This window comes from Niallia oryzisoli (assembly GCF_036670025.1).
GTDB classification, from domain to species: Bacteria; Bacillota; Bacilli; order Bacillales; family Cytobacillaceae; genus Bacillus_BD; species Bacillus_BD oryzisoli.
On sequence record NZ_CP137640.1, the window covers coordinates 3,172,188 to 3,184,400 of the forward strand.

The 12,213-nt window shown below is 37.0% G+C and carries 12 protein-coding genes, 2 tRNA genes and 1 pseudogene; all 15 read right to left on the bottom strand.

Annotated elements, in window-relative coordinates; translation table 11 throughout:
• Positions 1 to 4: 4 nt before the first annotated feature.
• The 15 genes and pseudogenes from R4Z09_RS15880 to R4Z09_RS15950 all read right to left on the bottom strand — a co-directional run bounded on the left by R4Z09_RS15880 (position 5) and on the right by R4Z09_RS15950 (position 12,136).
• Complete coding sequence (locus R4Z09_RS15880) at positions 5 to 481, bottom strand: MaoC family dehydratase (protein WP_338447733.1); 477 nt, start codon at positions 479 to 481, stop codon at positions 5 to 7.
• A gap of 29 nt (positions 482 to 510) precedes the next feature.
• Entirely contained in the window at positions 511 to 1,296 is a 786-nt protein-coding gene (locus R4Z09_RS15885; protein ID WP_338447734.1) for an enoyl-ACP reductase, read from the bottom strand.
• 171 nt (positions 1,297 to 1,467) lie between these two features.
• A complete protein-coding gene (locus R4Z09_RS15890) occupies positions 1,468 to 2,679 on the bottom strand; it encodes a GNAT family N-acetyltransferase (RefSeq protein WP_338447735.1) in 1,212 nt (403 codons plus the stop codon).
• A 156-nt stretch (positions 2,680 to 2,835) separates the two neighbouring features.
• A tRNA-Pro gene (locus tag R4Z09_RS15895) sits at positions 2,836 to 2,912 on the bottom strand.
• Between the two features lie 10 nt (positions 2,913 to 2,922).
• A tRNA-Leu gene (locus tag R4Z09_RS15900) sits at positions 2,923 to 3,006 on the bottom strand.
• Positions 3,007 to 3,085: 79 nt separating this feature from the next.
• Positions 3,086 to 3,343: a hypothetical protein gene (locus R4Z09_RS15905; protein WP_338447736.1), complete on the bottom strand. Its 258-nt coding sequence runs from the start codon at positions 3,341 to 3,343 to the stop codon at positions 3,086 to 3,088.
• Positions 3,344 to 3,602: 259 nt separating this feature from the next.
• Positions 3,603 to 4,562, bottom strand: a complete 960-nt coding sequence (locus R4Z09_RS15910) for a 3-hydroxyacyl-CoA dehydrogenase family protein (protein ID WP_338447737.1) — start codon at positions 4,560 to 4,562, stop codon at positions 3,603 to 3,605.
• Between the two features lie 213 nt (positions 4,563 to 4,775).
• The gene (locus R4Z09_RS15915; RefSeq protein ID WP_338447738.1) at positions 4,776 to 5,447 is read right to left on the bottom strand and encodes a GNAT family N-acetyltransferase; all 672 of its coding nucleotides are present in this window, start codon (positions 5,445 to 5,447) and stop codon (positions 4,776 to 4,778) included.
• Between the two features lie 17 nt (positions 5,448 to 5,464).
• Entirely contained in the window at positions 5,465 to 6,136 is a 672-nt protein-coding gene (locus R4Z09_RS15920; RefSeq protein WP_338447739.1) for a GNAT family N-acetyltransferase, read from the bottom strand.
• 31 nt (positions 6,137 to 6,167) lie between these two features.
• Positions 6,168 to 7,031 carry a carbon-nitrogen hydrolase family protein gene (locus R4Z09_RS15925; protein ID WP_338447740.1) on the bottom strand — a complete coding sequence of 288 codons (864 nt, stop codon included), beginning with the start codon at positions 7,029 to 7,031 and terminating at the stop codon, positions 6,168 to 6,170.
• A 373-nt stretch (positions 7,032 to 7,404) separates the two neighbouring features.
• A complete protein-coding gene (locus R4Z09_RS15930) occupies positions 7,405 to 8,232 on the bottom strand; it encodes a sugar phosphate isomerase/epimerase family protein (RefSeq protein ID WP_338447741.1) in 828 nt (275 codons plus the stop codon).
• A gap of 21 nt (positions 8,233 to 8,253) precedes the next feature.
• Positions 8,254 to 9,276, bottom strand: a pseudogene (gene iolG / locus R4Z09_RS15935) (inositol 2-dehydrogenase); the annotation flags it as partial.
• Positions 9,277 to 9,326: 50 nt separating this feature from the next.
• Positions 9,327 to 10,310, bottom strand: coding sequence for a sugar ABC transporter substrate-binding protein (locus R4Z09_RS15940; RefSeq protein WP_338447742.1), 984 nt, complete (start codon positions 10,308 to 10,310; stop codon positions 9,327 to 9,329).
• Positions 10,311 to 10,775: 465 nt separating this feature from the next.
• Positions 10,776 to 11,789, bottom strand: coding sequence for a LacI family DNA-binding transcriptional regulator (locus tag R4Z09_RS15945; protein ID WP_338447743.1), 1,014 nt, complete (start codon positions 11,787 to 11,789; stop codon positions 10,776 to 10,778).
• Positions 11,790 to 12,010: 221 nt separating this feature from the next.
• Complete coding sequence (locus R4Z09_RS15950) at positions 12,011 to 12,136, bottom strand: hypothetical protein (RefSeq protein WP_338447744.1); 126 nt, start codon at positions 12,134 to 12,136, stop codon at positions 12,011 to 12,013.
• Positions 12,137 to 12,213 lie beyond the last annotated feature (77 nt).

Sequence of the window (12,213 nt, forward strand, 5' to 3'; positions counted from 1 at the left end):
TAGTTCACTGCTTATCTACCGCTGAAATCGTTTCTCCATCCGAATGACTCTTTTGACTATCTAATTGTTTTTTCATAACCAACGCTTCCCCATCAACTACCATTTCTTGTCGTTGATTCCAGACTCGCGTTTTTAATTTAATAAATTTCTTGTCATTCTGTTTTTCGATTACTTCTACCACTGCTTTAATCGTATCACCAACCTTCACTGGTGCTGTAAATCGAAAGTTTTGTGACAAATAGATTGAATTTGGTCCAGGCAGCTTCATGCCGAGTACAGTAGAAATAAAACTTCCCGTTAGTAGACCATGGGCAATTCTATCTTTGAAAATGGTTTTATCAGCAAACTCTTCATCTATATGCATTGGATTAAAATCCCCTGTAATTCCCGCAAATTGATAGATATCAAATTCAGAAATAGTTTTAGAAAAAGCAGCCCTGTCCCCTATTTGAATATCCTCATATGTTAACTCTTTTTGCATGAGCGTTCATCCCCTTTGGTTCGTTTCCGTTATTGATTATCTCCCTTTATACTGTATCCGGCATCAACATAAATGGTTTGTCCCGTTATCCCTGTACTCAAATCACTTAATAGAAAGAGGGCCGTGTTTGAAATTTCCTCCAATGTTGCATTTCGCTTAAATGGAGAATGTTCACATGTGTATTCAACTAATTGGTCAAAGTCACCAATCCCGCTGGCTGCACGTGTTTTTACTGTTCCTGGTGATAATGTATTTACACGAATGCTGTACTCCCCTAAATCTGAAGCAAGATATCGTACACTGCTTTCAAGCGCGGCCTTTGCTACTCCCATAACATTATAATTTTTCACTACTTTTTCCGAACCATAATACGATAGGGTAATAATCGAGGCATTCCTATCTTTCATCATATGATAGGTTCGTTTAACGATATCTGTAAGTGAATAAACACTTATTACCATTGAATTGACAAACCCCTCTAAAGAAACATCTATGTACTTTCCTGAAAGCTCCCCTTTATTAGGTCCACCTGCAACAGCATGAACAATAAAATCAAGCTGGCCATTAAAATGGTGACTAAGTTTATCAATGACGGCCGCTACCTGGCCCGAATTGGTTAAATCCACATTTTCATAAAAAGAACTATTAATAGATTGAAATAAGGGAATGACATAGGTAGCTGTCTTTTCATTTTGATAGGTAAATGCGAGCTCCGCTCCTTCATCAGCTAACCGTTTCGAAATAGCCCAAGCAATGCTGTTCTCATTTGCCACCCCAAGAACAAGTCCTTTCTTCCCTTTCATTAACTTTTCCATACTTACCCCTTTCATTGTAATGCTTTTTGTCATTGATAGATTCTATAACAATAACTAAATTACCTTTATTTTACATTAAAATGATTTGTTATTTTTTTGTAAACCATTAAGCAACAAAAAAACCACACAAGTGAAAACATCACACTGTGCGGTTAAATATATAAGCATATTTTAAAAATAATCCGAAAAATAAGGTGTCTCACGTTCAATTAAATTCTCTAATATTTCTACGGTCTGTTTATTACTCGCTAAACGGCCAATATCTGCTAAATAAGAAGGCCTCTTGTAACCAAGCAGCATGGTAGTCAGCGTTTGGATATCCAATGAAAAATCTGCCATACCTTCACTTTGAATCAGCTGCCCTTGACCTGATTCAGATACATGAAGGGTAAAGACCCCTTGATTCCATTCCAAAATGGGATCATCAAGCTCAAATGTCAGATGGATTTCAATTCCTAAAGCTTTGAAAGGATATTGAGCGATAAATTGTTTAACATCCACTATTCGTGCCATGTAATATGGGGCAATCGTCTCTTTAATTTCCCCGTCATCGAGCCAAAATGCCAATGGATCATTTGTATAGGTATTTCCTACAACTTTTGATACCATTGAAAAATGAGCACTAATAAAATTCCACAGGCCAATTCGTGCCTCTTGGTTTATATAAACCATTTCTTTTACATGCAAAACATCTGTCGAAATCCAGTATAAAAGATAACCTACCGGCTGGTGTGAGTCATCGTAATAAACAGCAGCTGTTAAATCATCCAAGTCCCACCGCCAGTATTCATCCCAGGCTAGTTCATTCCGAATCATGGCCGCATGACGCATACTGGAAAAATGTCTGTAAACCGTTCTAACATCAGGATGTTCAGTATCTAACCTTTCCACATAGCCAGGAACTTTTCTTATCTTTGGCAACTGGAAATCTCTAATTTCGAAGGTCATCTTATCAGAAATAATTTCCCACCCTTTTCGGCGATAAAAAGGAAACGAATACGGAAAAAGGTAAGAGATGGATTGCTTTCTTTGCTGCATATCTAAAAGTGCCTGCCTCATCAGTTTATTCATGAGTCCCAGACCAGAATACTCAGGATAGGTTCCGACCCCTGTCAAACCGCCCATTTCAAAGGTTCGGCCAAAAATATTTACTTGAAATGGATAAACAGCCAATTGCGATATCAATTTTTCACCATCAAACCAGCCAAGAACATCTGCTTTTTCTAAGACAGGCAGCTTTGCTAAGGCAATTTCCCGTTCCTCCCACCCTACCATCTGTAATTCTTTTTTTGTTACTTGAAATACATAACGTAATAACTCATTGAATTGTTGAAAATGTCTTGTTTCCACTTTCCCCATTCTGAGTCTATCTAGTCGACTCATTCCATTCCCTCCAAAAAATGTCTGTATTCTTTTATTATGTACTTTATTTTAAACAAATACTACAATTTTACTGCCTCGGCATTATTTCACAAAGCAAAAAAAGCTCCCTTCTTTACCGGCAGCTTCTTAGTTATTTGTATAAATTATTATGGAACATGGTCGGGAAAACAGGATTTGAACCTACGACCCCCACGTCCCGAACGTGGTGCTCTACCAAGCTGAGCTATTTCCCGCATATACATATGCGGATGAAGGGACTCGAACCCATACGGTGTTGCCACCACTAGAACCTGAATCTAGCGCGTCTGCCAATTCCGCCACATCCGCGAATAGAATTATGTTACAAAAATATTTTATCACTTATGCTTGTATTTGTCATATATTTTATGGATATACCAATAATTTATTATTGCAGGTAAAATTTCTCCAAATACATTTGATAAAGCATTTCCTCATATTTATTATTTAATAAATCCTGTAATACAAATAATTCTTCCGTAGAAATAACAGCATTGTTTCTTAGAGATTCAATATGGAAAAAATCAATATCCTCCCATCCAGGTAATTCATTTATGTCTAATACGTATATAAGATGAATGATTTCATTAATAATCCGTTCTCTCATATTTAATTTTGTATTTGGATCTTTTACTATTGTCACCATAATAAATGAGTCTCCTTTTCTTACTTGTGGATGAAATTTATTAATCTATATCAATTATTAAAGCACCCTGAAAATTATATTACAATATAGTTTTTCTCTTAAAAATTGAATTTTCATTGAACGTGTTCGATAGACATGTTAGCAAATAAAAAAGGAAGCTGATTCAGCTTCCTTTTTTATGTTTATTTTATCGGTAAAGTAAAATGGTTTAAGTGTATATGGTCTTTGTCTTTTCTGTAAAGTCAACTATATCAATAAATTATTTTGAAGTTTTTACAGTTTTGTTTTCTTCTTTTTGCTGGATTAATTTAGCAAGATCTAAGAAAGCATCGTCACGCTTGTGAATTGCCGCTGCACCGTTATCATCATATTCGTAGAAACCTTTATTTGTACGGATACCGTGCTCGCCTTTTTCTACCATTTCATTTAAGAATGCTGGGACTTCTCTTGTATTGGATAGATCCTTCATGATGTTTCCAACCATTGCTCTTGTTGTTTCAAGTCCAGCTAAATCCTGACTTTCTAATGGACCACAGAAAGCCCATTTAAAGCCCATGCTCCCTTTTGTTGCGATGTCGATATCTTCTGCAGTACAAATTCCTTGCTCAATTAAATTGAAGCACTCACGTAAGTAAGCTACTTGTACACGGTTAACGATAAATCCCGTAATTTCTTTATTCAGAACAACTGGAGACTTTCCGATTTCTTTCATTAAGTCATATGCAGCTTTAACGACATTTTTATCTGTTTTCTCGAATTGAGCAATTTCCACAACTGGTACAATTTGAGGTGGATTAAAATAATGTGTAATAACAAATCTTTCCGGATGCTTTGCATTTTGCGTTAATTCTTTTAAAGGGAAAGTTGAAGTATTAGATGCAATAATTGTTTCTTTAGGGACAACGCTTTCAATGATTTCATAAGTTGCTAATTTTGTTTCAAGAACTTCAGGAATGGACTCAAGAATGAATTCCGCACCGTCAATCGCTTCACGTAAATCAGTTGTATAAGTGATACGTGCTAAAGCCTGCTCCATTTCTTCAGCAGTTGTCATTTCTTTTTCAACCATAATTTGCAGGCTGTTTGTAATCAGCTCTCTTGCTTTTTCTAGAGAAGATTCTCTTCTTGCTTGGATTTTTACATTTTTTCCTGCTTGTGCAAGTAATTGAGCGACACCATGTCCCATAATTCCTGCTCCAAGAACGGCCATATTTTGCATATGAATACCCCTTTTCATGTTATGTAATTTTATAATTGGTCTTGATGATCTTAAAAATTCGAGAAACATCCTGCCATTTATTTATTATTTGTCTTAATTATTATAACATTACATCTTTCGAAAAGATTGTAATCTATGTTACAATCTTTTCGAGAAAGCGGGAAAAAATAAATAAAAAAGCTGCAAGGCAATTCCTTGCAGCATAAAATATCATTATATTGCTAATAAGCCCACATTAACTTTTGCTTCCAAGTTTTCAATCATTTTATACCACGACTCTGGTTTATTTGATAAAACAGTATAATATCGCTTCAAAAATTTCACAATTAAGTCTGATTGTAGCTCGATTCTTTCCCCTTCCATTGGAAGGAAACAAAGATCAAGACCTGTTACGGCTTCCCCATCATTATTCCATGAAGGATGAACATATGGGAAATCAAGACGTTTATAACCAAGATGTGCCAACACTTCACGACGGACGTACGGATCCATTGGTTTAATGCCGCCAAATTCATAATGCTCTACACGATACGGATCATAGATTTCAGCAAACATCCCAAATAATTTCTTCCCATTAGTAGCTGCTAACGCCTGCAGATCGTCTAACCTTTTTTGAGCTAAAAAAGGTCCGATTCCCAAGCCAGCTTGTCCGATGATCGTAAAATCTGTCATGGCCACATTAAAATCCTCATAATAGCGGTACTCAGTAGCCCCTACTACTTTTCCTTCGTGGACAGCAACAAAAACACGAATTCCTGGATCTTCTAAAGGTTCTTTCCAAAGATCAAACTCCAATACTTCCTCTGGAGGAAAAATATCCTGCATTAATTGATGCATTTGTTTAAATAACGGATCTTTAATATTTGTTATTCTACTATAATCCATCTATCATAATCTCCCTTCTATCTTGAATGGTTAAAAGGATTTTTCCATTCCATTAGAGTTCCATTATTTAATGATTCTTCGTCCTCTAAATAGTCAGCAACTACCTTTACAGGTGTACGACCACACCGGAGGAGGAAGGTGATGACCGGATCTTTTAGCTCACCATTCACTACAGCATCAATATATTGTTCAGGTGACAGTTCATTAGCATGTTTATGATATCCCGGCATCCTGCCTCCGCCAAGCAATCTTTGCAATCGCAAATGAACAACCACATCATACATGGAAAACATTAGCCACTTGCCTAATCCAAGTTTTCGATAGGAAGGTCGAACACCGATATCGACAACATACAAAGTGTTTCCTTTTTGATTGTGGTTACGTATATATCCATTATCTGTTACTTCTTCCCAAGTGTGATCTGGATGCTCGGGATCAAAATCAACGAGTAGACCTGTCATTGAGCCAGCCATTTCACCATTCACTTCAATACATAATGCCCCTTGTGGAAATAATGTCACATGGTTCTTTAGCTGCTCTTCATTCCACCATAATTCGGACGGAAAAGGAGGAGGAAAGCTTTCCTGCTGGATACGAATTAAATCAGAAAAGTCCTTTACTTCATAATTACGGATAACCACTGGAACAGGCTTGTCTTGGTCGAAAACAAAAAATTCTTTTCGATACATTATAGAACCCTCCATTTCTATAAGTAAAACGTTATTTTGTTTCCCAATCAGGATATAAGTCTGTACGTCGGTCACGCCACGTCGTAACAGAACCCTTTTCACGAACTTGATATAAAAGCTCTAAATTAAGATCTGCCGTAACTATCATATCTTGATTGATTTCCCCTTCTACTAGGATGCCTTGAGGAGGAAATGGGATGTCATTTGGTGTGATAACAACGGCCTGACCAAAATTTGCCCGCATAAAATCTACGGTTGGCAGTGAACCGACCGTACCAGTAGTGACGACGTAGACCTGATTTTCAATGGCTCTTGCATGGCTTGTGTAGCGGACTCGATGAAAGCCATGGCGGTCATCCGTACAAGATGGACAGAAAATAACGTCCGCCCCCTTCGCTTTTGCCATGCGAACGATTTCTGGAAATTCGATATCATAACACGTTAACATGGCGACTTTACCTTTTTCGGTCTCAAATACCTCTAGTGAGTCTCCTTTGCTCATATTCCATTCTGTCACTTCTGTTGGGGTAATATGTAGTTTTGCCTGTTCTACAACCCGGCCATCTGGATAAAACATATGAGCGACATTATAAAGCCTATCCCCTTTACGGATCACATGTGTTCCTCCGATAATATGCATGTTATATTGTTTAGCCAGGTCTATAAATAAAGAACGATATTGTTCAGTAAAATCAGGTAATTGTTGGATAGTTAATGCTTCCCCTTTATCATTGCCAATTGACATCAGTTGTGTAGTGAAAAACTCTGGGAAAATAATAAAGTCTGATCCAAATTCTTCTGCTGTTTTAATATAATGCTCCACTTGATTTGCAAACTCTTCAAAGGAATGAATGGTGTGAAGATGATATTGAACCGCTGACACTCGTAATTGCATAAGCTCCCCTTCTTTCAAACAGTTATTTTAGTATGTATTCTATATATAATTTAGGCATTTAATAAAATAAACATGTGTACATATAATCTAATTGCTTAAGCATTGTATTTGCAAATGTTCCGCTCAAGGAAATCATTCAAACAAATTCCTCATCATAATTTCAGAATAAGGAGATTCACAAAAAATACCGCAGGAGCAAAAATCCACCGGCGGTTAATAAAAAAAGTATCAACATTAGGCGGGAACGCCTGGGTACGATCCCATAATAATAATTCTTTATAGGTTAAAAGCAAAATGCAGAAAAGCCATGGGCAGGAGCGGAAAGCTTAAAAGCTCCTGAGCCCTTAGTTAACAAAGCCTAAATAATAAGATATTATATGACTGATTTTGAATACTCCATAGCTTTCAATTTTTCCAAGGATGTTTTGTAATAATTAATCACAGCTTGCAGATAATTCTCTCCTTTAACTGGTGTAAAAGGATTTGGACCTTCTGCTGTCATTTCCATAATAATAGGTCCGGAATAGTTAATCTCCTGTAATGCCTCCACCTGGTCTTTTATATTTGCATGCCCATTTCCTATGGCTTGACGATTAGAGTCTGCCACATGATAAACGCCTAATTTCTTCCCGGCAGTTCTTAAAGCAACTGCTGGATTGGATTCTTCTATATTCATATGATAGGCATCCAATAAAACCAATAAATTCGGGCTGTTTACAGCATCTATCAGTCTTAAAGCCTCTTTTGCAGTAACAATTTGATGATTTTCATATCGATTTAATACTTCGAATACCACTTCGATTTGTAAGGCTTCCGCTTTCTCCATGACGGTTTTTGTACTTTCTACTAACAGCTTCCAATCTTTATCAGGATCGCCGCATCCAACAATTTTACCAACCTCACCATGCAAGCAGATTCGATTTGCTCCTAAATCTCTTGCCCAGCTTAATAAGTCTAAAAAGTATTGTACGGCTTTTTGTCTTGAATCCTCATTTATACTAGAAATATCGACATTATCAGGTGTAACCGATAATACCTTTAACCCATATTTCTCTAATAAACTTGCCAACTTACATGGATCCTGTTTGAGATCTCCCTGCACCTCAACGCCGTTTACCCCAATTTCTTTTGCTAATCTGCACTTTTCTTCTAAAGAAATATCTCCAAAGGTCCATATACATAAACCGTACTCTCTAGTCATTTGCTTCCTCTCCCATTCATCTTATTTGGAAACAGTATCTTTAATGAATTCACTTATTTTTACAGGTCTTTTCTCTTCGAAGGATTTTCTAGCTGCGTGAGCAATCAACTCAGCCTGCAGACCATCATTCCCGTTAACCGGCACTTCCTTACCAAAAGCAACACTTTCAATAAATGCTTTTGTTTCTTTGATATAAGCTTCCTGATATCTTTCTAAGAAGAAGTATTTAGGCTTATCCGTGTATACTCCTTCATCTGTGGTCAATTCTGCTGTATTTGGAAAATCATTTTTCACTGTTACACAGCCTTTTGATCCAAACACTTCAACCCTTTGATCATAACCGTATACGGCCTTTCGGCTATTATCGATCACGCCGATTGCACCATTCTTAAATTTCAAGGTGATGATAGCCGTATCAATATCTCCATATTCCGCAAAGACAGGATCAACCAAAACTGCTCCATGGACATACACTTCCTCTACATCACTTCCAGATAAAAAGCGGGCGATATCAAAATCATGGATACTCATATCGATAAAGATTCCGCCAGAAACTTTTATATACTCACTTGGTGGAGCTTCCGGATCTCTAGAAGTAATTTTGATAATATGTACATTCCCGACCTTATTCTCTTCAACCATTTCACGAACACGTTTAAAATTATGATCAAATCGTCGATTAAAACCGATTTGCAGGTTTACACCATATTTTTGCACTGCTTCAAGTGCCTGCCGGGTTTGCTCCAAATCAAAGTTAATAGGCGTTTTACAGAAAATACGTTTTCCCGCTTGGGCTGCTTTCGTAATAATTGGTACATGAGAATTAGTCGAGGAACAAACGAAAACAGCTTTTATTTCAGGATCATTGAGGATATCCTCATAATCCCCGGTCACATTTGAAATTCCTAAGCTTTCTGCCCATGGCTTGACCTGCTCGGCAAAAATATCCGAAATCGCTTTGATTTCAACTTGTTGAATCCGAATTAAATTTTCAGCATGTAATTTCCCAATTCTTCCTGCTCCAATAATCCCAACCTTAACTTTTTACATTTCGTCATCTCTCCCCTTAGTTTTTAAGTAAAATGATTAATCAATTATTCTTCTAAATATTTAGTAACTTGTGTAAGCAGTTCATCTACATTTTCCTTTGTAATTACATTAGCACCTGTATCAATCCGTTTTTCGACCGACTGGCCATTAAGTGCTTTAACAGCTGACTCTACAGATAAGTAACCAATCTTGTATGGATCCTGGGCAACCTCGGCATCCAATCCGTCTGATTGGATGGATTTAAGACCCTCTGAATTTCCATCAAACCCAACGACCATAACCGTGCTGTTTTTTGCTTCAGCCCCTCGTAATGCGCCTAAAGCCATTTCCTCACTAGTCACAAAAACAGCTTTAATTTCAGGATTTGATTGAAGGATGTTTTCCATTACATTCATTGCTTTTGATCGATCGCTATCTGCCGGCTGCACGGTTTCAATTTTAATTCCAGCCTCTTTTAATGCTTTCTCTGCTCCAGCAGTTCTGTCATCATGTGTTTTATCACCAAGAGCTCCACGAATAATGGCAACCTTATCACCTTTTTTAAGCTTGCTTGCGATAAATTCCCCGCCTTCTTGACCAGCTGCTAAATTTCCAGTCCCCACAAAACTTACTTTTTCTGGATAATCTGCATCAGTATCTGCGAAAACGACAGGAATATCACCTGCTTGCTGAAGGACATTCAATACAGCTGAAGGCTGGCTGGGTGCGATTACCAAAGCATCGGCCCCGCTTGTAATCTGATCCTCGATTAGAGACACTTGTTTTTCAACTTCTGTTTCCGCATTCGGTCCCAATACTTCCACTGTTACACCAGCTTCCTTACCCGCATCCATTGCCCCACGTTGAACCAATTTCCAGTTTTCACTATTTAAGGCTTTAAGAATAACGGAAACCTTTGTTTGTCCGCTCGGATCATCCTCATTAGCACTTGCTGCAGATTGACTTGCTCCTGAATTGCCGCAACCGCTAAGTATTAGCCCTGCACCTAAAACAGTTGTCATTAAAATTCCGCTAAGTTTTTTCAACATTTTCGCCCCCTAAAAAACTATTATTATCTTAAGTAATCGACCCAGTATTATAGAAACAAGCTCCAGTTAATCATTCATCTCAATACTTTCAACAAATGCGCGGGAAAACCTATGTATCCATTTTCTTCATGACTTTTTATTCCCCAGATTAAATAACTTATTTTAGGTAACCGGTTAATATTAAAGTGTATCTATTCATTTTGTACTTTGCTGTAAGTCGTAAACAAATTCATTTATATAAGCTTGTAGTATCTTTATTAATTAATGACTAACCTCCTAACCATTGTTATAATTAGTTAACTTTTAGGTAACCGATTATCCATTGAGATGAGTTTATATCATTTTAAAAGCGTTTTCAACAAGTAATTGATAAAATATTTAAATTTTTTGTCTTTTGTTAAATATAAGAAAGAAGCAAACTCAATGAATAAGCTAATGAGTCTGCTTCTTTCTTATATTTTTCTATTAGATTGTCCTATTCTCTGCCGGCATAGTTGATTGGCGAATCACCAATTCCGGCAGCAAAACTACCCGATGTGTGGTTCTGCTGATCCCGTTTATTTGTTCCGTTAATAAATCCACTACATGGTGTCCGATATCACGAAGCGGCTGCTGTACCGTTGTTAAGGAAGGCATCACAATAGTTGATAAATCGGTATTATCAAATCCAATCACAGAAAGATCTTCGGGAATCCTTAACCCCCGTTCACGTGCAGCTTGCATAGCACCAATCGCTAACAAATCATTGCATCCAAAAATAGCGCTCATACCATGCTCTTTATCAAGCAAGATTCCTGTTATTTGCTTTGCCCATTCCCTTGTGGGCTGGTCGCAAACCTTGATTAAATCTTCTGCTGGATGTAATCCTGCATCAAGCAGCGCCTGTTTGTATCCTTTTATCCGTTCTTCACTGCTTTTATCTCCTTCAGCGATTACGCCAATATTTCTATGGCCAAGTGATAGTAAGTATTCTGTAACCTGATAGCCTCCCAAATAATCATCAACCGTTACGCTGTCAATTGGGAGCGTAGGAAGATCTTTTGCAATAATGGCAAGGGGAAACTTTTCTTTTATTAAATTTTTTAAAAGTGTAATATTCTTAAACCTGGCTGCAACAATGATTCCATCCACTTGTTTTTGCTTCAAAAGCGAAATATATTTCTGCTCCTTTTCCGGATTGGCATCGGTATTACACATAATAACACTAAAACCCAGTTCCTGCCCGCGTTCTTCTATATATTTTGCATACTCGGCAAAGATGGGATTTGAAAGATCTGGGATTAACAATCCAATGGTATAGGTACTTTTCCCTTTTAGTGCAGATGCAATCATACTTGGCTGGTATTGTAATTCCTCCATTACTTCAAGAACCTTCTGTTTCGTTTTTTCACTGATGGACCCTTTATTATTAATGATTTTGGAGACCGTAGCTGTTGAAACACCTGCTTTTTTAGCTACATCATAAATCGTTATTTTCATATCGAACACACTCACAATATCTTATAAGTTTTTAATCTGTTTATATTATTCAATTTCACATCCAAAAGGTAATCGGTTTCTTTCGATTTCATTATATCTCTATTTACGACAAAATTGCAAAGTAAAAAAGCTGCCGAATAGTTTCAGCAGCCTCTAAATTTACATATTATGAATGTCAAGGTGTTTAAACTCAGAATCTGGGTAAGAGGTTGATACTTCTATTACCATTCCCTCGTTTGCTCTAACAGCTGATCAATCTCAAATTTTTTCAATGTAATACTATTATTTTCTAAAGAAAGATCCATAGTAGATTCCAGTAGTTTATCAATATCAATTTGAATATTCATCATCTAACCTCCGAATTGCCTTCTACTATACTATTCGAATATTTAATGACTTTTTTGGGGGTAGATAAAAAATTTTA